This window comes from Pseudomonas sp. CBC3 (genome assembly GCF_037967085.1).
Taxonomy (GTDB): domain Bacteria; phylum Pseudomonadota; class Gammaproteobacteria; order Pseudomonadales; family Pseudomonadaceae; genus Stutzerimonas.
On record NZ_JBANEO010000003.1, the window covers coordinates 357,510 to 378,044 of the forward strand.

20 protein-coding genes and 1 tRNA gene are annotated in these 20,535 nt (G+C 58.7%); 10 read left to right on the forward strand and 11 right to left on the reverse strand.

Features of this window, described 5'->3' with window-relative positions; all coding sequences use genetic code 11:
* Positions 1-127 precede the first annotated feature (127 nt).
* The 6 genes from putP (at position 128) to V6943_RS14215 (ending at position 7,461) form a co-directional block, all read left to right on the forward strand.
* On the forward strand, positions 128-1,612 hold the full coding sequence (gene putP / locus V6943_RS14190; RefSeq protein WP_340554041.1) for a sodium/proline symporter PutP: 1,485 nt from the start codon (positions 128-130) through the stop codon (positions 1,610-1,612).
* Between the two features lie 276 nt (positions 1,613-1,888).
* Complete coding sequence (locus V6943_RS14195; RefSeq protein ID WP_340554043.1) at positions 1,889-3,919, forward strand: TonB-dependent receptor; 2,031 nt, start codon at positions 1,889-1,891, stop codon at positions 3,917-3,919.
* A 270-nt stretch (positions 3,920-4,189) separates the two neighbouring features.
* Positions 4,190-5,596 carry an alpha/beta hydrolase gene (locus V6943_RS14200; RefSeq protein ID WP_340554044.1) on the forward strand — a complete coding sequence of 469 codons (1,407 nt, stop codon included), beginning with the start codon at positions 4,190-4,192 and terminating at the stop codon, positions 5,594-5,596.
* A gap of 374 nt (positions 5,597-5,970) precedes the next feature.
* Complete coding sequence (locus V6943_RS14205; protein WP_340554046.1) at positions 5,971-6,381, forward strand: DUF4113 domain-containing protein; 411 nt, start codon at positions 5,971-5,973, stop codon at positions 6,379-6,381.
* Between the two features lie 250 nt (positions 6,382-6,631).
* On the forward strand, positions 6,632-7,009 hold the full coding sequence (locus V6943_RS14210) for a hypothetical protein (RefSeq protein WP_340554047.1): 378 nt from the start codon (positions 6,632-6,634) through the stop codon (positions 7,007-7,009).
* Positions 7,010-7,056: 47 nt separating this feature from the next.
* Positions 7,057-7,461, forward strand: coding sequence for a hypothetical protein (locus tag V6943_RS14215; protein WP_340554049.1), 405 nt, complete (start codon positions 7,057-7,059; stop codon positions 7,459-7,461).
* A 43-nt stretch (positions 7,462-7,504) separates the two neighbouring features.
* On the opposite strand, the gene V6943_RS14220 is transcribed toward V6943_RS14215, so the two are convergent.
* The 6 genes from V6943_RS14220 to metG all read right to left on the reverse strand — a co-directional run bounded on the left by V6943_RS14220 (position 7,505) and on the right by metG (position 12,816).
* On the reverse strand, positions 7,505-8,218 hold the full coding sequence (locus V6943_RS14220; RefSeq protein ID WP_340554050.1) for a hypothetical protein: 714 nt from the start codon (positions 8,216-8,218) through the stop codon (positions 7,505-7,507).
* A 60-nt stretch (positions 8,219-8,278) separates the two neighbouring features.
* On the reverse strand, positions 8,279-9,418 hold the full coding sequence (locus V6943_RS14225; protein WP_340554051.1) for a TIR domain-containing protein: 1,140 nt from the start codon (positions 9,416-9,418) through the stop codon (positions 8,279-8,281).
* 211 nt (positions 9,419-9,629) lie between these two features.
* Positions 9,630-9,703: transfer RNA gene (locus tag V6943_RS14230), tRNA-Gly, on the reverse strand.
* Positions 9,704-9,772: 69 nt separating this feature from the next.
* A complete protein-coding gene (locus V6943_RS14235) occupies positions 9,773-10,465 on the reverse strand; it encodes a pseudouridine synthase (protein WP_340554053.1) in 693 nt (230 codons plus the stop codon).
* Positions 10,465-10,674 carry a cysteine-rich CWC family protein gene (locus V6943_RS14240; protein ID WP_181100611.1) on the reverse strand — a complete coding sequence of 70 codons (210 nt, stop codon included), beginning with the start codon at positions 10,672-10,674 and terminating at the stop codon, positions 10,465-10,467. The genes V6943_RS14235 and V6943_RS14240 overlap by 1 nt, the downstream gene beginning before the upstream one ends.
* A gap of 87 nt (positions 10,675-10,761) precedes the next feature.
* Positions 10,762-12,816, reverse strand: coding sequence for a methionine--tRNA ligase (gene metG, locus V6943_RS14245; RefSeq protein ID WP_340554055.1), 2,055 nt, complete (start codon positions 12,814-12,816; stop codon positions 10,762-10,764).
* 194 nt (positions 12,817-13,010) lie between these two features.
* Here metG and apbC point away from each other — a divergent pair, with 194 nt between their 5' ends.
* Entirely contained in the window at positions 13,011-14,105 is a 1,095-nt protein-coding gene (gene apbC / locus V6943_RS14250; protein ID WP_131650609.1) for an iron-sulfur cluster carrier protein ApbC, read from the forward strand.
* A gap of 112 nt (positions 14,106-14,217) precedes the next feature.
* Here apbC and V6943_RS14255 read toward each other — a convergent pair whose 3' ends face one another.
* Positions 14,218-14,427, reverse strand: a complete 210-nt coding sequence (locus tag V6943_RS14255) for a cold-shock protein (protein ID WP_003282211.1) — start codon at positions 14,425-14,427, stop codon at positions 14,218-14,220.
* A gap of 316 nt (positions 14,428-14,743) precedes the next feature.
* On the opposite strand from V6943_RS14255, the gene dcd reads away from it, so the two are divergent.
* Entirely contained in the window at positions 14,744-15,310 is a 567-nt protein-coding gene (dcd, locus tag V6943_RS14260) for a dCTP deaminase (protein ID WP_021207353.1), read from the forward strand.
* 103 nt (positions 15,311-15,413) lie between these two features.
* Here dcd and V6943_RS14265 read toward each other — a convergent pair whose 3' ends face one another.
* The 3 genes from V6943_RS14265 to V6943_RS14275 form a co-directional block, all read right to left on the reverse strand.
* Entirely contained in the window at positions 15,414-16,097 is a 684-nt protein-coding gene (locus V6943_RS14265) for an SDR family oxidoreductase (protein WP_340554064.1), read from the reverse strand.
* 179 nt (positions 16,098-16,276) lie between these two features.
* Positions 16,277-16,858 (reverse strand): superoxide dismutase, encoded by a 582-nt coding sequence (locus V6943_RS14270; RefSeq protein WP_037023489.1) that lies wholly within the window; start codon positions 16,856-16,858, stop codon positions 16,277-16,279.
* A 363-nt stretch (positions 16,859-17,221) separates the two neighbouring features.
* Entirely contained in the window at positions 17,222-17,824 is a 603-nt protein-coding gene (locus V6943_RS14275) for a LysE/ArgO family amino acid transporter (RefSeq protein ID WP_340554067.1), read from the reverse strand.
* A 97-nt stretch (positions 17,825-17,921) separates the two neighbouring features.
* Here V6943_RS14275 and V6943_RS14280 point away from each other — a divergent pair, with 97 nt between their 5' ends.
* A complete protein-coding gene (locus tag V6943_RS14280) occupies positions 17,922-18,809 on the forward strand; it encodes a LysR family transcriptional regulator ArgP (protein WP_340554068.1) in 888 nt (295 codons plus the stop codon).
* Positions 18,810-18,813: 4 nt separating this feature from the next.
* Here V6943_RS14280 and V6943_RS14285 read toward each other — a convergent pair whose 3' ends face one another.
* Positions 18,814-19,095 (reverse strand): hypothetical protein, encoded by a 282-nt coding sequence (locus V6943_RS14285; protein WP_131650605.1) that lies wholly within the window; start codon positions 19,093-19,095, stop codon positions 18,814-18,816.
* A gap of 374 nt (positions 19,096-19,469) precedes the next feature.
* On the opposite strand from V6943_RS14285, the gene V6943_RS14290 reads away from it, so the two are divergent.
* Positions 19,470-20,396: an ATPase gene (locus V6943_RS14290; RefSeq protein ID WP_181100625.1), complete on the forward strand. Its 927-nt coding sequence runs from the start codon at positions 19,470-19,472 to the stop codon at positions 20,394-20,396.
* Positions 20,397-20,535: the final 139 nt, after the last annotated feature.

Here is a 20,535-nt window from a genome sequence, read left to right on the forward strand (position 1 = left end):
GCGCGGACGGCGCCGAAACGCTATGCTTTCGGCCTGTCGACCATCCGTTTACCAGCACTGCGCAGCCTAGCGCTCGCGCTTCGTCAGTGGAGACGGGGGACAACCTCCGCAGCACAAGGAAATAACAATGAATGTGAGCACCCCAACACTGATCACTTTCGTGATCTATATCTTGGCGATGATCCTCATCGGCTTCATCGCCTATCGCGCGACCAAGAACTTCGACGACTACATCCTCGGTGGCCGTAGCCTCGGCAGCTTCGTCACGGCGCTGTCGGCGGGCGCTTCGGACATGAGCGGTTGGTTGTTGCTGGGCCTGCCCGGCGCGATTTTCGTTGCCGGTCTGTCCGAGAGCTGGATCGCCATCGGCCTGATCGCCGGTGCCTGGCTCAATTGGCTGTTCGTTGCCGGCCGGTTGCGCGTGCATACCGAGCACAATCACAACGCGCTGACGCTGCCGGATTACTTCTCGCACCGCTTCGAGGACACCAGTCGACTGTTGCGGATTTTCTCCGCGCTGGTGATTTTGGTGTTCTTCACCATCTATTGCGCTTCGGGTGTGGTCGCTGGCGCGCGCCTGTTCGAGTCGACGTTCGGTATGTCTTACGATACGGCGTTGTGGGTAGGCGCTGCGGCGACGATTCTCTATGTGTTCATTGGTGGTTTCCTCGCGGTGAGCTGGACCGACACCGTGCAGGCGACGCTGATGATTTTCGCGCTGCTGATCACACCGGTGTTCGTCATCCTCGCCCTCGGCGATGTAGGCGCAGCCATGGACACCATCGCCGCGCAGGATCCGTCGAACTTCGACATGTTCAAGGGCCTGTCCTTCATCGCGATCATTTCATTGCTCGGCTGGGGGCTGGGTTATTTCGGCCAGCCGCACATTCTGGTGCGCTTCATGGCCGCCGATTCGGTGAGGACCATTCCCAACGCCCGCCGCATCGGCATGACCTGGATGATTCTGACACTGGCCGGCGCGGTGGCCGTAGGCTTCCTCGGGATTGCCTATTTCGCGGACAACCCAGCGCTAGCGGGTGCGGTGACCGAGAACGGTGAGCGAGTCTTTCTGGAGCTGGTAAAGATCCTGTTCAACCCCTGGGTCGCGGGCATCATTCTTTCTGGCGTGCTGGCGGCGGTGATGAGCACGCTCAGCGCACAGCTGCTGGTCAGCTCCAGCGCCCTGACACAGGATTTCTACAAGGCATTCCTGCGCAAAGGCGCGTCGCAGACCGAGTTGGTCTGGGTCGGTCGCGCCATGGTGCTGTTGATCGCGCTTATCGCCATCGGTATTGCGTCCAACCCCGAGAGCAAAGTCCTTGGCTTGGTTTCCTACGCTTGGGCCGGCTTCGGCGCTGCCTTTGGACCGGTCGTGCTGATCTCGTTGCTGTGGAAGCGCATGACCCGTAACGGCGCGCTGGTTGGCATGCTGGTAGGGGCGATCACCGTGGTCGTCTGGAAGGAGTTCATCGGCCTGGGGCTGTACGAGATCATTCCTGGGTTCATCCTTGCGAGCATTGCCATCTATTTCGTAAGCCTGATGGGCAAGGAGCCGGCTGCTTCCATTCAGCAGCGCTTCGAAACGGCTGACGCGGAATACCGTGCGGGTTGATCGCAGTGGTGGGCGTTTAGCTCGCTACGAGCATCATCCCTTCGCCTGAAACTGACGGCGCACGCATTCAAGACCCCGGGGCTCGCTCCCGGGGTTTTTCGTTTCGGGCCGATCGCAACCGCTGGCAGCGTGACGCAAGGCCAGTGATCGACATTCGAATAAAGTCTTAATTGTTACGATATAACATGTTAGATTCTCCGCCGCTCAGGAAGCTCCGCTCCTGCATCGCCACAGTTCGGCGGCCTTGGAAGGCACCGCCACATTCTGGAGAGTCGTATGAAACCGAAACATCACCCACTGGCCTGGGCAATCAGTCTGGCCTTTGTTCCCGCGGTTTGGGCGGCCGATCCAGTCGAACTTGATCCCGTCGTGGTCAGTGCAAGCGGTCTGGGCAAGCAGAGCCATGAGATGACGACACCGGCGGCGGTCATGGAGGGTGATGAACTGGTGCTGCGCCGTGAGGCAACCCTGGGCGAAACCCTGGAAAGCCTGCCTGGCGTACGTTCCAGCAGCTTCGGTGCTGGTGCGGCACGCCCGGTTATCCGCGGCCTGGACGGCGCACGCGTCAAAGTCCTGAGCGATGGCATCGAACTGCTCGATGCCTCCACCATCAGCCCCGACCACGCCGTCACCAGCGAGCCGCTACTGGCCGAGCGCATCGAGGTGCTCAAGGGGCCGGCGACCTTGTTGTACGGAGGCGGTGCCATTGGTGGTGTGGTCAATGTGATCGACAAGAAAATACCCACTTACGTCCCGGAAAAGGGCTACGAGGGAGAGCTGGAACTACGCGCCAATAGCGTGGCGAACGAAGGCGCTGGCGTGTTCGGCATCACCGCCGGTAGCGGCAACTTCGCCGTACGAGCCGAAGGCACCAAGCGCCAGGCCGGCGAATACGAAATTCCGGGCTCGCCAGATAAGCAAGCGGGTTCCTACAACGACACCGATAGCTTCACCCTGGGCGCCAGCTTCATTGGTGAGCGCGGTTACATCGGCATGGCCTATGGCGAGCAGAACAACCGCTACGGTTTGCTGGCCCATGAACATGCCGATTGCCATACCCACGGCAGCGACTGGCATTGCGGCGGTCACGATGATCATGCTCACGACGAGCACGGCCACGATGAGCATGACCATGAGCACGGCAGCGTCCCTTACGTCGACATGCATCAGAAGCGCTGGGATCTGCGCGGCGAGCTGAGCGATCCGCTGCCAGGCTTCGAGCTGGCGCGCCTGCGAGTCGGACACAGCAACTATCAGCACGAGGAAATCGAAGGCGGGGAAGTAGGCACGCGCTTCAATAACGATGCCACTGACGCGCGCCTGGAACTGACCCATCAGCCGCTGTTCGGCTGGCGCGGCGTGGTCGGCGCACAAACGCTGCGCCGCGACTTCGAAGCCCTGGGGGAGGAGGCCTACGTGCCGCCGACGCTGACCCGCAACCACGGGCTGTTCCTGCTCGAGGAGTACACCGCCGGGGCGTGGCGCTACGAGTTGGGACTGCGGCATGAGTGGCAGGACATCGAGGCCGATGGCCAGCGGGACACCGATCACAGCGGCACCTCGATTTCAGCCGGTGCGGTCTGGACCTTCGCGCCGGAGTATTCCCTGGGCTTCTCGCTGTCGCGCTCGCAACGCCTACCCACAGCCGAAGAGCTCTACGCCAATGGCCCGCACGCGGCGACTCGCACCGTCGAGCTGGGCAATGTCGATCTCGAAGAAGAAACCTCGCACAACGCCGAACTCACGCTGCGCAAGTTCGCAGGCCGCACCACCTTCAGTTTCAGTCTGTTCCGCAACGAGGTAGACGACTTCATCTATGCCGCCGACACTGGGAATGACATCGGCGGCGGCTATCGCGAGATCGAATACCGCCAGCACGATGCCGTGCTAACCGGCGCGGAAGGCGAGGTGCGCTTCCAGGCCACCGATGCTACCGCGCTTACCTTGTTCGGCGACCACGTGCGCGGCAAGTTGCGCGACGGCGGCGGCGATCTGCCGCGCATTCCGGCTGATCGTCTCGGGGTGCGTGTAGACCAGCGCTTAACCACTACCCTGAGCGGCCAGCTGGAGTTCTATCGCGTGCAGCGTCAGGACGAGATGGCCGACTACGAGAGCGAAACCGGCGGCTACAACATGCTCGGCGCTGGTCTCAGCTACAGCGGCTCGTTGCAGCGGACCGACTATCTGCTCTACCTCAAAGCCAACAACCTGCTCGATGAAAAGGCGCGCCAGCACACCTCGTTCATCAAGGACGATGTATTGCTACCCGGTCGCAACCTGACCGTTGGCATGCGCTTGGCTTTCTAAGGCGCTCACGGCGGGCAATGTCATCATTGCTCGCCGACTCGCTCGCGCACATCGGAATCCCATCCTGATACCGGTCCCGTTGCCGTTATAAGCGCGCCGGCAGTCGAGATATTCCCAATACGACTCACCGGTCGTCTCCTCGACATTTCCTGCATTTGACAGGTCCAAGCTTTCTGCCACGTTTAGTCGAAGTGCGCGTAGTGCTTCGCTTGGCAGTTCTGGCAAAAGCTCGCATCAATAGAACAAAAACAATAATTCAGGAGACTTCCCATGCTTCCAAGCAAGTTGGCTTCAGCCTGTGCGCGCGCCATTGCCGGCGTGATGCTGGTAGGTACGATCGGGATCGCCGCTGATGTTCAGGCTCGGTCGAAACCCATCAAACCACCGGTGTCCCACAGCGAATCACGTGAGCAGGATTCGCGCATCTTTGTTCCGATCGTATCGCCGCTGGCGGCGTTTCCTGGGCTGCCCAGTGAGCGCTGGACCGGCATTTACCAAGGCTCGTCCTACCAAATCGAAGTTCCGCCGAACTGGAACGGCATGCTCGTCATGTACGCCCATGGCTATCGTGGCACCGAACCCGAACTCACCGTCGGACCACCCCCGTTCCGCCCATGGCTGCTGCAACAGGGCTACGCCTGGGCCGCATCCAGTTACAGCAAGAATTACTACGATGTGCGCGCCGGCGTCGAAGATACCAACGCCCTGGCGCTGGCCTTCAGCAGCCTGACCGGCAAGCCCCAGCCGACCAAGACCTACATCACCGGGCATTCCATGGGCGGCCACGTCGCAGCAGCGGCGGTGGAAGCGGAAACCTATGCAACGGCCAACAATCGGGTCCGCTACAGCGGCTCGGTGCCCATGTGTGGCGTGACCGGCGACGTCTATGAGTTCGAATACCTGATGCACTTCACCCTGGCTGCGCAGCACCTGGCCGGCCTGGGCCCGACCACATTCCCGGCGACGGACTTCCAGGCGAAGCTGCCGCAGATCATCGGCGCGCTATGGAATAGCTACCCGACCGATCCGTCGCCTCAGGGCGAGAAACTCGAAGGCATCGTGCGCGAACTCAGCGGCGGCGAGCGCCCCATCTTCGCCGAAGGCTTCCGCACCAGCCTACAAAGTGTCGTGCTTGGCACCGGCGGCCGGGATGGCTCGGTAGACGGAATTCTCGCCGACTCGCTAACCGGCAACCTCGCCACCCGCTATCAGTTCGACACGAACAAGGCGATGTCCCGCGAGGAGCGCGAGTTCAACGACTCGATCATCCGCGTGATCGGCCATCCCCCAGCCAACAGCATCCGCCCGGACGGTCTGCGCTGGATCCCGGTGGTTAACGGCCAGTTCAACGTCCCGGTGGTCAGCATCCACACCCTTGGCGACCTGTACGTGCCGTTCAAACACCAACAAATCTACCGCCGCAACGCCGAAGCCAACGGCAACGGCAACCTCCTGGTACAACGCGCCATCCGCGCACCCAGCCATTGTGATTTCACCTATCAGGAACAGGTCGAAGCCATGGCGGCAATGCTGCAATGGGAGCAGCAGGGCATCAAACCGGCGGGTGATGATGTGATCAATCCACGAGTTGTCGCCAATCCCGCCTATGGTTGCCAGTTCACACGTAACGATGGCACTCAGAACCGGACGTCGCTGCCGGCTTGTCCGGAGATTTGAAACATTAGCGCCTAGGCGATAAGCCCTGCACATGCAGGGCTTTTTTATTAATCCGAATACCCTGGTCAGGCTGGCTTTTCTTTGTAAGGGCCGACGCATGACCGAACGCTCAGCAGCAAGGGAATTCGTAGCGCCTGGAGTTGGCCAACGCCGACGCTGGTCCCTGCGTAACAGTTCAGCGTCGTGGTCGAGAGAACCTCCCGCGAACTGCGCGGCACGCCCTGCCTCGAACGGGAAGACGTAACCCCACTCAAGCAGGAAAAATCTGCTGCTCACGCCTGTTCGGCGACCGCCTGCTCGAGCTCGCTCCGATCCGCGAATTACGCCGCCCGCGCCTGCGAAAAGTTGCTCGCCAACAGTTCATGTGCAAACGCGTGCGTGTCAGCATCCGCACCGGCATCTTCAACCCCGACGAACCCAGGTTCGCCAAAGGCATCGTCTGCGAACTGCCATACCCCACCGACGACACCCGCTACATCACCCGCGCCGCCATCGCCGGGCTTGAGCTGATCTACCGAGAAGGCTTCGCCTTCAGCAACGCCGAAGTGCTGCTGATGGAGCTCTGCCAGCGCGGCGAATACACAGACGACCTCTTCACCGAGACCCAACCCGTCGCTGCAGAGCGCGTCATGGGCGTGCTCGATGCCGTAAACGCGAAGTGGGGGCGGAACACGCTCAGGCCGGGGCGCATCCCAACAGCGCCGGATTGGGGTATGCGGCGGGAAATGATGAGCCAGAGTTTTACGACTCGGATGGATCAGTTGTGGGAGGTGCGCTGTAGATAAAGCGGCCCGGCAAACATTGCATGCCTTTCGAGTTCTGGAGCGGGCGAAGGGAATCGAACCCTTTTGCTTAGTGTGTCGTTCCGTCTCAAAGCGTGTCGTTACGAGTTTTTCAGCTAACTTTCCTGCTCGTTTCGGCGCAGTACGTCACAGTGGTTTCGACACTTTATCGACACCACGTCTAGAGATCCAGATACTCACTGTACTAGCGACACCGAAGGAAGCGGGGTGCGAGTAAGCTGGAGAGGGAATCATGATTCGTTTTGTTGCTGCTTGTTTGCTGGCGGTATTTACAGTTTCTCTGGTTGCGTTTTCAATTGTATTGATAGACTCGGGCGAGTATGCGACTTTAAAAACGGCACTTATTATTGCTTTCATCGCGGGAGTGGTTTCTGCTGTGATCACTGCAATATGGGTGGTTCCGATGCATATGATTTTAGAAAAACATAATTTTGTGAGTTTAGGTTGGTATGTCGCTTTGTCTGTCGTTGCCAGCTTAGCCTTCTCGGTCTTCTACAGGATCTGGGCAGAGATAGAGTTTGATATTGCTTCGTACGCTAGTTGTCTCGTAGCTGGAGTGCTAAGTTCGATAGTATTCTGGTATATAGCGGTGTGTAATAAATATAAATGACAATTTTTAGGAAGGTAGACGCCGCGATATTGCTATCAATTTCCCTAATGCCAGCAGTCACTCAGCTTCTATTTGGCGATCCGCTTTATTTTGGGATTTGGTATTACTTGGTAGTGCCGACAGCAGCTATTGCCATCGGCACCATGGCACGTGCAAAACCACTGTTTATGCTGGGCACATCCTTAGCCGTTTCTATAACGCTTCTGATATATGCCGCAGTAAATCTATCGCTAGCCAGACCTGAGGGGTTGCTTGCTCTCGGTCACCTTTTCTCGTTGCCGGGTGCGGCGGCTGGTACGCTAATTGGTGCATTCTTATCACGGCGTCTGAGCAGACCGATTTCAGTCTTGGCGCTTGGTTTCGCTGGAACGCTGGTCGGCTTCTTTCTTAATCAGGTGGTTGTTTGCAATACGCTCATGTGGTGCGGACCGTTTTCGCTGCCGATTAGTTAAGGGCTGTTGGTGCGGTTATTTGCTTCGCTAACCGCCGACCGGGTTACGGCATGAAGTTGTTGGCCGCTGCGCATGCCGGTTTGTATCGGCTACACATCTGCTTGTAAGCGACCTTGGCACCTTTTCGGCAGTTACGGTAAATCAGCGAGCCGCGTTTGTAGTTTTGGCATACGGTGCTGAAGTCGATCTGGTCGTTTACGACGATCCACTGGAACTGGCCGCTGACGCGCTGCTTGTTATGGCCGTTCTCCCAGCTCCAATTGCTGATGTGGGTCTCACGGCTTATCGAGCGCTTCTGAGTGCTGCTGGACGAATTGGAAGCGTAGTAGCGGGCCGGTGGTGGCCGCATCGTGTTGGCGACCGGGCGGAGAGTGTAGTTTTCGTCGCTAAAAGAGGTTTGCTTGCGCTCTATCGCGCGCGCTGAAGCCGCTTCGAACCATTCGATCTCAGCCTGGGTCAATGGGCGTTGCCCTTTTGCGTCAGGCGCCGCTGATGGTTCCGGTGTGTCGTATTGTGCTATCGAAGGTTCGCTAGCTGGATGGGTGGGCTGTGTCTGCTCTTGGTTGAACCAGGCCTTGCCGGTGACATGGGTGCCTGATTGGATCTGGTTGATATCCTGCGCAATAGGATCTGCAAACAGAGCAGCTAATCCCAGCAAGACCACCGATCCAATACCCAAGATAGCTAGGAACCGCCATGGGATGTCTTTTTTTTTGCTGCGTAGATATTCAGGTGCATCTTCCCATTCTGATCTCATGTCGCCTCCTTGCGTTTAAATCAGGGGTACTAAATAAATATGTCCCCTTTGTTTAGGTGATTAATAGGCTGATAGTAGCTGTTTGACTGGCTCTTTAAGAAGCTCTTTAATCTCGTCGTACGGTACAGTTACGATAGGAAGCCCTGCTGCAAACGGTGCTACTTGATAGGACGAAAAATTGAATTCCAATCCTTCATCCGAAAAGCTGTAGTTTTCCAGATGGCTCCATTCCTCTGTGCCGCCTGTAACCCAATCATCAGATTCGGATTCGGTGTTTGCATATAGGAAATGCATTAGGTGAGTGCGAACCCTTTCTCTAACGATTGGTAGAGCCTTGGCTGGCTCTTGGAAAAGCCATTTTATGGTCTCTATTCGAAAAAGCGGGCTTATGCAAAAATTATAAGTAGCGATAGCGTAGCTGCCATGTGCTGCGCCGCATGGATAATAGTGATGCGTATAGCTAGCGGACATTAGCCTTCCTCTGAAAGAAAGCTTGTTTAATATTATGTCGAGAGTGTTTGTTCGTTGGAAATCCTCTTGCGCGTAGCTAAAAAAAGATGTGTCCTGCTCTAGTTTTGTCATCCTGCAGGAAAGTAGTGAGGAATATAGTTCACCATTAATTATATGGCTGGCTTGCTCTATATTTTTGTATTTATTCGACTTGAGTTCCAGTGTCTCTATGCTTGCTTCATAGCCCGGTAAGCCTTCCCAACTCTCTTTTATAGCCCTACTACCCCAAGAAACATGTTCTTCTTCTTGGAGCTTTTTGATAGCAACACCATATCGCTCCAGCTGGTATTGCACAGCATCTTCGATAGCCTTCGCACCTTCGCGATCATAGCCAGGGGTCATTTGCAGATGGGCGAGATGTTCAGGCCTTTCGATATCTTTATCTAAAAGCACAGGAATTAGGTAGATATCGTCGGGCAATTTTTCTTCTAGGTTCTTTAGAGCGAGTTTTACTTCTCGCTGGATGTAGCCTCGTTTTTGTTCAGAATTTTTTGAGATGAAAAGAATAACAATGCTTGCTCTGTTAAACGCTCGCCGTATTTCGAAGTCCCAGTTCTGGCCCGGTTTAATCTTCTTGCAGTCCATCCATACGTGAAATCCAGTCGCGGACAGCCGGTCGTAAAATGGAATTACTCTGTTTTGATCTAAGGCTGTGTAGCTTATAAATATCAAATGTTCTTTTTCTTGCATGCTAGATCCATTTGTTGGTTGTAGCTTCCACTGCCTTGCGGACTACCACGGGAATACCAGCGCCTAGCCACTTCCGTTGTGATCGCTATCCCGCGTTTTGATAAGGGAAAATGGGGACAGATTTATTTTCCGCAGAGCCAGCCAGCAGCTCTATCCCAAACAAGCCAAACCTTAAACGAAAAAGCCCTGCGATTGCAGGGCTCGTCTAATCTGGAGCGGGCGAAGGGAATCGAACCCTCGTCATGAGCTTGGGAAGCTCAGGTAATGCCATTATACGACGCCCGCGTAGGCAGCCTTTGTACCAGAAGGGTAGGGCGAGTAGAAGCGGTGCGGCGTTTGGGCTGATGAATGTTTTCAGATCTGCGCGATTTCCGCAGGGGTCAGGCTGCGGTACTGGCCTGAGGCGAGGATGGGGTCGAGCTGCAGCGGGCCCATGCGTTCTCGGTGCAGTGCGGTGACCTTGTTGTTGAAGTGGCCGAACATGCGTTTGACCTGATGGTAGCGGCCTTCATGCAGCGTCAGGCGGGCCTGGTGCGAGCCGAGCAGTTCGAGTTCGGCGAGCAGGGTGGTGAGGTTCTCGAAGCGGAAGTAGAGGCCTTGGGCAAAGCGCTCGACGCAGGCAGGGTCGATTGGGTCTTCGGTTTCGACGAGATAGGTTTTGCCCAGCAGGCTTTCCGGCTGGGTGAGGCGCCGGGACCAGAGTCCGTCGTTGGTGATGATCATCAGCCCTGTAGTGTTGAAGTCCAGCCGACCGGCGATGTGCAGTTCTTCCTTGTCCTGTTCGTTCAGCAGATCCAGCACCGTGGGGTATTGCGGATCGGCGGTGGCGCTGACGCAGCCGACCGGTTTGTTCAGCATAAAGAAGCGCGCGGGTTTGCCTGCCTGCAGCACCTCGCCGTCCAGCTCGATACGGTCGAAGATGCGAACGTCCCAGGTGCCGTCGCAGACCGTCTTGCCATTTACTAAGGCACGGCCCGAGGCCAGCAACAGGCGCGCCTGGCGATGACTGCAATGGGGTAGGTTGGCAAGGAAGCGGTCGAGGCGCATTACGGGTTTGCAGGCGACTCGCCGCGAGCGCAGCGCGGGCAGATGCAGGCTTTATTCAGCGCGTCGTCTGGAATCCGCTCACGGGCTTTGGGCGCTATCTCGGTAGTGAAACACCAGCACGGCTGAGTGGCGGTCGCTGGGTTGGATAGCGCACATGTGTTGGGTTCGCCACAGATGGGGCAGCGGCTGGTGTCAGGTGAATCAGTCATAACCGCCTCCGGGCTGTGGCAGCGCTTAATCTGTTGGATTCCAAAAAGAAGCCCGGCGTTGCGCCGGGCTCCCGTGCTATCGCGTCGTTACTTGACGCGCTGACCGGGCTTGGCGCCGCTGTCGGGGCTGAGCAGGTAGATCTCTTCGCCGCCAGGGCCGGCGGCCAACACCATGCCTTCGGAGACGCCGAACTTCATCTTGCGTGCGGCGAGGTTGGCAACGTACAGCGTTAGGCGGCCTTCCAGTTTGCTTGGGTCCGGGTAGGCGCTCTTGATGCCGGAGAAAACGTTGCGCTTGGCATCGCCAATGTCGAGAGTCAGGCGCAGCAGTTTGTCGGCGCCTTCGACGAATTCGCATTTCTCGATCAACGCGATACGCAGGTCCACTGCGGCAAAGGCGTCGAAGGCGATTTCTGCGGCGATCGGCTCCTTGGTCAGCTCGCCGTTGCCAGTCTCGGGGGTTGCGCCGGGCACGGCGGCTTCGGTGGAGGCGAGGTCTTCCTTGGATGATTCGATCATGGCTTCGATTTTCGCAGGCTCGATACGGGTCAGTAGCGGGGTGAAAGCGTTCAGCTGATGGTTGGTCAGCAGCGTTTGCAGATCCGTCCAGCGCAGTGGCTCGACGTTGAGGAAACGTTCGGCGTCGGCGGCTAGGTTCGGCAGCACCGGCTTGAGGAAAATCACCAGCTGGCGGAACAGGTTGATGCCGGTGGCGCAGATCGCCTGCACTTCATTCTGCATGCCTTCCTGTTTGTTGAGTGCCCAGGGCGCCTTGTCGGCGATCCAGGCATTGGCGCGGTCGGCCAGCGCCATGATTTCGCGCATGGCGCGGGCGAAATCGCGGTTCTCGTAAGCGTCGGCAATGGATGGTGCGGCGGTCTGGAAGGCGTCGGTCAGTTCCGGCGCGGCGTTGCGGTCGACCATCACGCCGCCGTTGCCCTTGTGGATGAACCCGGCGCAACGGCTGGCGATGTTGACGACTTTGCCGACTAGATCGGAATTGACCTTTTGCACGAAGTCTTCAAGGTTCAGGTCCAGGTCATCGACGCCACGACCGAGCTTGGCCGCATAGTAGTAGCGCAGGTACTCGGGGTTCAGGTGATCGAGGTAGGTGCGCGCCTTGATAAAGGTGCCGCGCGACTTGGACATCTTCTGCCCATTCACCGTCAGGTAGCCGTGCACCGCGACGGCAGTGGGCTTGCGGTAGCCGGCGCCTTCGAGCATGGCGGGCCAGAACAGGGTGTGGAAGTTGATGATGTCCTTGCCGATGAAGTGGTACAGCTCGGCGCTGGAGTCTTTCTTCCAGAAGGTATCGAAGTCCAGTTCAGGGCGGCGTGCGCAGAGGTTCTTGAAGCTGGCCATGTAGCCGATGGGCGCATCCAGCCAGACGTAGAAGTACTTGCCGGGCTCGTCGGGGATCTCGAAACCGAAGTAGGGTGCATCGCGGGAGATGTCCCATTCGTGCAGGCCGCCATCGAGCCATTCGGCGATCTTGTTGGCGACCGAGTCCTGCAGACTGCCGCTGCGGGTCCACTCTTTGAGCATCGCCTCGAAGTCGGGCAGCTTGAAGAAGAAGTGCTTGGAGTCGCGCAGCACTGGCGTGGCGCCAGAAATGGCCGAGCGCGGGTTTTTAAGCTCGGTGGGCTCGTAGGTGGCGCCGCATTTTTCGCAGTTGTCACCGTACTGATCTTCAGCCGCGCACTTCGGGCAGGTGCCCTTGATGAAGCGGTCGGCGAGGAACATGCCTTTCTCAGGATCGAAATACTGGGTGACCGAGCGTGTGGCGATGTGGCCGGCGTCGCGCAGCTTCGTGTAGATCAGGCTCGACAGCTCGCGGTTCTCTTCGGAGTGGGTCGAGTGAAAGTTGTCGAAGTCGACCAGGAAGTCGGCGAAGTCGGCGCTGTGTTCGGCTTGCACGTTGGCGATCAGCTGCTCTGGCGTGATGCCTTCCTTTTCAGCGCGCAGCATGATGGCCGAGCCATGGGCGTCGTCGGCGCAGACATAGATGCACTGGTTGCCACGCAGTTTCTGAAACCGCACCCACATGTCCGTCTGGATGTACTCGAGCATGTGGCCTAGGTGAATCGAACCGTTGGCGTAGGGCAGGGCACTGGTAACGAGGATCTGGCGAGCTTCGGACATGGGGGAAATCTGCAGTCGAGGTTGCGAAGTGAGTCGGCCACTATAAAGGTGCAATGGTTTTTTTTCATCCGCACTGGCGCCAGCGGGGGCGGTCGAATGGCCTGCGCCGCGCCCGATTGCCGCGCTGGATGAGCTGGGGTGGCGCCACGGGGTAAGATGCCCGTCTGTTTTACTAGGTTTCTTTGGGAGTAGTCATGACCGTTACACGCGAGGCTGTAGAAGCTGTACTGCGCCAGTACACCGACCCGAACTTGAACCAGGACCCGGTGAGCGCCGGTTGTGTACGTTCCATCGAGGTTCAGGGCGATCGCGTGGGCGTGCAGCTCGAGCTGGGTTATGCCGCCGGACTGTTTCGTAGCGGTTGGGCGCAAATGCTTGCGATGGCGATCGAGCAGCTCGAAGGCGTGACGCGTGCTGACGTCCAGGTCGACTGCGTAATCAAGCCGCACAAGGCGCAGGATCAGGTGCCGGCGCTGGCTAATGTGAAGAACATCATCGCGGTGGCCTCCGGCAAAGGCGGGGTGGGCAAGTCCACCACTGCGGCCAATTTGGCGCTGGCGCTTGCCCGCGAAGGCGCGCGCGTTGGTGTGCTGGATGCCGATATCTACGGGCCGAGCCAGGGCATCATGTTTGGCATTCCCGAGGGGACCAAGCCGCAGATTCGCGACCAGAAATGGTTCGTGCCGCTGGAGGCGCATGGCGTACAGCTGATGTCCATGGCTTTTCTGGCCGATGACAAGACGCCGATGGTCTGGCGCGGCCCGATGGTTTCCGGGGCCTTGTTGCAATTGATCACGCAGACCGCCTGGAGCGATCTCGACTATCTGGTGGTGGACATGCCGCCGGGTACCGGTGACATCCAGCTGACCTTGGCGCAGAAGGTCCCGGTGACCGGTTCGGTGATCGTGACCACGCCGCAAGATCTGGCGCTACTCGACGCCAAGAAAGGGGTCGAGATGTTCCGCAAGGTGAATATTCCGGTGCTGGGTGTGGTGGAGAACATGGCCATTCACATCTGCTCCAATTGCGGCCACGCCGAGCATTTGTTCGGTGAAGGGGGCGGCGAGAAGCTGGCGGGCGAATACAATGTCGACCTGCTGGCTTCGCTGCCGCTGTCCATGGCCATTCGCAGCCAGGCCGATGCTGGCAAGCCGACGGCAATTGCTGACCCGGAAAGCCAGATCGCCATGATCTATCAGGAAGTGGCGCGAACAGTCGGTGCGCGAATCTCGCAGAGCGGGCAGATCATTGCCCAGTCGATGCCGAACATTGTGGTGTCTGACGACTGACCAAGCGAGTAAGGCGGCGCTTGGCGTCGCCTCTGCCTAGTTGTACCGACTGGCAAATCTCAGGCACAAAAAAGCCCCGCCGAAGCGGGGCTTTTCTTAAAGAAGCTTCAGGTTAGATAACCTGAACTTCCTCAGCTTGCATGCCCTTCTGGCCGCGAGTAGCGACGAAGGAAACTTGCTGGCCTTCTTTCAGGCTCTTGAAACCGTCGCCTTGGATGGCGCGGAAGTGTACGAAGAGGTCGTCACCGGATTGCGGAGTGATGAAGCCGAAGCCTTTTTCATCGTTGAACCACTTAACGGTACCGGTTTGGCGATTGGACATTTGAATGTCTCCTTGAACAATGTAGAGATGATTTGAACGGGCAAATACCCCGAACGGTGACTGTGTGCAAGGAGTTAGGAGTCGTAGCAATGATCGGATCGAAATCTAAACATGTAGCGATTCACGGTGACACATGCAGCAGCAGCCAAGGAAAGATACTCCATTTCTGTCGCAATGCGAGCATTATTTTCAGTTTCCGGCCAAAGCGTCAGAGATGCGACGCAAGGTCCTGAGTCACGGCCTTTGAACCGGCTTCATGGCCTCGGTAAGATGCGCACCTTATCTAACGCCCACCAGCCAAATCAGGACGCCCGCCATGAGCATCAAATCGGACAAGTGGATTCGCCGGATGGCCCAGGAGCACGGCATGATCGAGCCCTACGTTGAGCGCCAGGTGCGCACCGAGGGTAACGAAAGGCTGATTTCTTACGGCGTGTCCAGTTATGGCTACGACGTGCGCTGCGCCGATGAATTCAAGGTTTTCACCAACATCAACTCGGCGACCGTCGATCCGAAGAATTTCGACGAGAAGAGCTTTGTCGATATCAAGAGCGACGTCTGCATCATTCCGCCGAATTCCTTTGCGCTGGCCCGTACCGTCGAGTACTTCCGCATTCCGCGTAACGTCCTGACTATCTGTCTGGGTAAAAGCACCTATGCCCGCTGCGGCATCATCGTCAACGTGACGCCGCTTGAGCCGGAGTGGGAAGGGCACGTGACGCTGGAATTCTCCAACACCACTACGCTGCCGGCGAAGATCTACGCCAACGAGGGCGTCGCGCAGATGCTCTTCCTCGAATCGGATGAAGAGTGCGAGACGTCTTACCGTGATCGCGGCGGTAAGTATCAGGGCCAGCGCGGAGTGACGCTGCCAAAGGCGTAAGCCTCAAGCCCCGGATCGCTGGTGGATCCCTCGATGCGAGTGATGACTAACGTTGCCACTCGCATCGTCGTTTCTGGCGTCTGAACGGCACCGGTTCATTGCTTCACCAAGGCAATGGCTCGCCCTGATAGTCAATGAAGCGGTGACCGCCCTGACCGGCAGCGCGCTTGACCTGCTCGACCATGCCGCGGCAACTGGTTTCGACGTCCAACGGTGCCTCCGCTCCGCCCATATCGGTCCTGACCCATCCCGGATGCATCGACAGCACCGTAAGGCGCGTGTCTTCGCCGAGTTCGGCTACGAAGGTTCGGGTCAAATGGTTGAGGGCCGCCTTGCTGGCGCCGTAGAGCGGCATGCCCATGCCGGGGCCGGTTTCGACGCTGCCCATGATCGAACTCATGAAGGTAATGACGCCGGTGCGCGGATTAACCAGCGGCAGCATGTGCCTGGCCAGCCGCACCGGCGCGATCGTGTTGGTCATGAACAGCTGGCTGATGTCTTCGGGTGTGGTGGTGTCGGCTGAGAGCGCGCGCGAGCCGGAAACGCCTGCATTTATGTAGAGTACGTCCAGGGTGATGCCGGACAACCGCTGGGTGAGGGCGTCAACGCCCGCGACATCGTCTATGTCCAGCGCTTCGATACGAACATTCGCGACGGTCTTCAGCGCATCCGCACGCTGTGGATCGCGGACGGTCGCGATCACTTGCCATCCTTCGTTGGCGAACTGCTTGGCCAGACCCAAGCCGAGACCGCGTGATGCGCCGATGATCAACACTGTGTTGGACATTGGGAAAGCTCCGAGAGAGACGGGCTGACAAGCATAGTCGATGCCGTCTAGGCATTCGCCGGGACCCGGCAGCTGCGCGTGTGCCTGAAACGAAAATGCCCGCATCACCGGGATGCGGGCATTTCGGTTGCGAGCGCCACGGAGCGGGGTGAGCCGTCCCGTGTTGCTAGCGTGGCGACTCAGCCAGCGAAGTTCTTCGCGACGAAGTCCCAGTTGACTACGTTCCAGAATGCTTCGACGAACTTCGGACGCGCATTGCGGTAGTCGATGTAGTAAGCGTGTTCCCAGACGTCGCAAGTCAGCAGCGGCTTGTCACCAGCGGTCATCGGATTGCCGGCACCGATGGTGCTCGCCAGGCCGACGCTGCCGTCGGATTTCTTCACCAGCCAGGCCCAGCCGGAGCCGAAAGTGCCGATGGCGGTCTTGGTGAACTCTTCCTTGAACTTGTCGAAGTCGCCGAAAGCGGCGTTGATGGCGTCAGCCAGGGCGCCGGTCGGCTGGCCACCGGCGTTCGGTGCCATGCAGTTCCAGAAGAAAGTGTGGTTCCAGACCTGAGCGGCGTTGTTGAAGATACCGCCGGACGAAGTCTTGATGATGGTTTCCAGATCCTTGCCTTCGAACTCGGTGCCCGGGATCAGGTTGTTCAGGTTGGTGACGTAAGCCTGGTGATGCTTGCCGTGGTGGTATTCGAAAGTCTCGGCGGAAATGTGCGGCTCGAGGGCATTCTTTTCAAACGGAAGCGGCGGCAATTCGAAAGCCATGGTGTATCTCCTGCTCAGGTGTCGAGAATAGATGCGGCTCGGAAGGAGGCAGTCTGCGCTGGTGATCAGCGCCTCGCGGAACGGGGAAACTACTGCACTGATGTTCGTCCGTTGACGCCTGTTGTTCCCTTCGCTCGCTACATGCGTGCGTATTCTTTCGGCCGTTCACGGGCACGACCGTAATGGCGGGCTGAAGCATTCCGCTCCATACCCGCGAACCAGGGATCATAGCACCCACCCTGTGGCAAAACCACGCGCCAACTGTGTGGAAAACCGAAGCCAGAGCGCCCCAGTGAAGGCCAGGGCAGGGTGTGGTGGTACCGTAAGCCCTCTGCGTGGACACCCGATCCGGGCGGGTGTTCCTCAGGCGTAGACAACCAGTTGTGCGGCAATGGCGAACATCATTCCCGCCACTCCCAGATCGATCAGCCGCCAGGTCATCGGTCGCGCAAGCCAGGGTGCAAGCCAGGCCCCTCCGAGCGCGAGAATCAGGAACCACAGGGTCGATGCGCTCGCAGCACCTAGAGTGTAAGCACCGGGCTCGGGCTGCTGGGCGCCGAGGGAGCCGATCAGCAGCACTGTATCGAGATAAACGTGCGGGTTGAGCAGCGTGACCGCCAACGCCGCAAGCAGCACGCTGCGCAGTGAGCGCGGAGCGCGCTGGGCATCTTCAAGCAAGGCTTGCGGTCGTGCCGCACGGCGCAGGGCGATGACGCCATAAAACAGTAGGAACGTGACGCCACCCCAGCGGGTGATTTGCAGCAGCAACGGGTTCTCTGCCAATACAGCGGCGAGACCGAAGACCCCGACGCTGACCAGCAGGATGTCGCAGAGAATGCACAGCGCGGCGACAGGCAGATAGTGTTCGCGTCGTAGGCTCTGGGCCAGGACGAAGGCGTTTTGCGCGCCGATGGCGATGATCAAGCCCGCCGTGACCAACAGCCCATTGAAATAACTCTGCCACATGGCGTGCTGCCTGTTTCCATTGAAAGACGGCTCGCAGTCTCGGCGGCTCTTACGTATAAGGAAAACGAAATATGCTGATGCCATATAAGGAAATCTGATGTTCGATTACAAACTGCTGGCGGCTCTGGCTGCGGTGGTCGAGCAGGCTGGTTTCGATCGGGCAGCGCAGGCGCTGGGACTGTCCCAATCGGCGATATCCCAGCGCATCAAATTGCTCGAGGCTCGGCTGGGCCAGCCGGTACTGCTGCGCGCCTCGCCACCGCAGCCAACCGAGGTGGGCCGACGTCTGCTCAATCATGTGCAACAGGTGCGTCTGTTGGAGCGCGATTTACAGGGTCAGGTGCCGGAGCTGGATGAAAACCGTCTGCCCGAGCGGCTGCGCATCGCCTTGAACTCCGACAGCCTCGCGACTTGGTGGGCAGAAGCGGTGGCCCCGTTTTGCACCGAGCACGGGGTTGTGCTTGATCATGTGTTGGAAGATCAGGCGGTAGGTCTCAAACGTATGCGAGCCGGGGAAGTGGCGGCCTGTGTTTGCGCTGTGGAGCGCCCCTTGGCCGGAGCTCGCAGTCAGTTTCTCGGTGCCATGCGCTATCGCGCCCTTGCCAGCCCAGCATTTATTGCGCGTCACCTCGCTAGCAACGCACCGGCGGAAGCCTTGTTGCGGGCCCCGGCCATTGTCTTCGGGCCGGATGATCAGCTGCAGCATCGCTATCTGGATTCGCTGGGTTTGAGCGGCGCCTTCAGCCATCACCTTTGCCCGTCGTCGGAGGGATTCGTTCGCTTGTTGGAGAGTGACTTGGGCTGGGGCCTGGTGCCTGAACTTCAGGTGCGCGCCGAGCTTGCCAGCGGAGCTCTGGTGGATGTGTTTCGTGGTAAGCCGATCGACGTGCCGCTCTACTGGCATCATTGGCGCAACGGTGGTGAGTTGCTCGGTGAACTTACCCGGCAGCTGACGCGCTCGGCGAGGCAATGGCTGGTGGACTGAGCGCTCAGCCGAGAACCCGTTGCCCGCGATAGATACGTACCGAAGGTTCACGCTTGCCGCCATCGCCGATTGAGGCCGGTTTAGCTGTAACTGGCGTATGTGTGTCGGTGAAGGTGGCCAATTGTCTGCCGAGTTCGCGCGTCATTTCATCTGTTGAGCGGAGGCAGGCCGTCAACATTGCCTGAATGGCATCGGGCTGGCTCAGGCGGATGTCCAGCTGCTGCTCGTCGCGCAGCCGGCGGCGCAGGTTCCGCATGCAATCCAGTAAAGCCTTATTGAACTCCATGGCGATTCGTCCTTCTGATGCTGCCGCAGAACACGAATTTCAGGGCCCGACATCCATGTCGGAAAGCGCTATCCAATGGCAAGACTGACAAAGCAATGGGCGTACCAAGTCCAGCTTTAGCAGCGCCCACATCGGTGGGATTTCCTTGTCAGTCCCGTCGCGTCTGGGTTTGACGGTTTCGCCTTGTTTCAAGAGCAACGGAGCAGTCCCGTTATCGCACCGCATTGTTGCGCCTGGACTGCACGATCTTGAGCCGCGGCCGCGCCAAACGCGTGATCGAGGTGCACTGATTGCCTCATTCACACCGCTGAAGTGGCTTCACTGAATCGTTATACTGCGCGCTGTCTCTCGCTTCGCGCTACCAAAGGTATCCCATGCGCAACGATGCTCACGACGAACTGGACCACGTACCCAGCCTCACCGCCGGCCGTGACCGCGACCCCTATCCTGCGCCTGAACTCGATCCGGTCATCCGGCCTGCCAGTGGCCGTACCGACGATGTGCGGCATAAGCGCCGTGCGGCCAGCACCGCGCCGTTGTGGATCATGATCGTGGCGCTTTTCGCCCTGTTGGCGGCGCTGGGCTGGTGGAGCATGCAGCAGATTTCCCGGCTGGAAGTGCAACTGGTTGCCACGCAGGAAAGCTTTGCGCGCATCAGCGAGGACGCCGCCGGCCGGCTGCAGGATATTTCCGGAAAGATGGTTGCCACCGAGTCCAACGTGACGACCGAAGGCGAAGCCTTGAAGTTGCGCATCAAGCAATTGGAAAAACAGGCGCTGGATCTGGCCGAGCAGCAACGTGCGATCACGACCCAACAGCAGAGCCTGACCGGCAAACAGGGCAATCAGGACCAGCGCCTGGATGAGCAGGGGATACGTATCGGTCGCGTCGCCACCGACGTGCGGGATCATCAGTCCGCTACCGCAACGCTCACCGAGACCGTCAAAGGCGTTGCCGGTGAACAGGCTGGGCTCAAGTCTTCGGTAGCGAGTCTGCAGGGCTCGGTGGCTGAGCTGAACAAACTGTCGGCGCAGATCGATGGGCTGAGTAATTTGTCTGCCCGGATCGACGGGTTGAGCAAGGACATCGCAGCGCTGAAACAGCGAGGCGACGGCAGCCAGGCGGTCAGTCGGCTGGAGCAGGACATGTTGATTCTGCGCAGTGAGCTGGACAACCGGCCCGCTGCCACGCCTGGCGTCAATACCGCCGAATTCGATGCCTTCCGGGCGCAGATGACCCGCAATATCAGCACCCTGCAATCGCAAATTGCCAATTTGCAGGGGCAGATCAGCGGTCGTTGAAGCTGGCCGAGGAGCAACGGCGGAAATTTTCTCTGAGCGGCAGTATCAAGCCGTTCATAGAAACGCTACCGGCCAAGCTGCCCCCCGGTGCAATGGTGAGATCTCCGCGCCCGGCCTTGGCCGGGCGCGCTGTACGGAA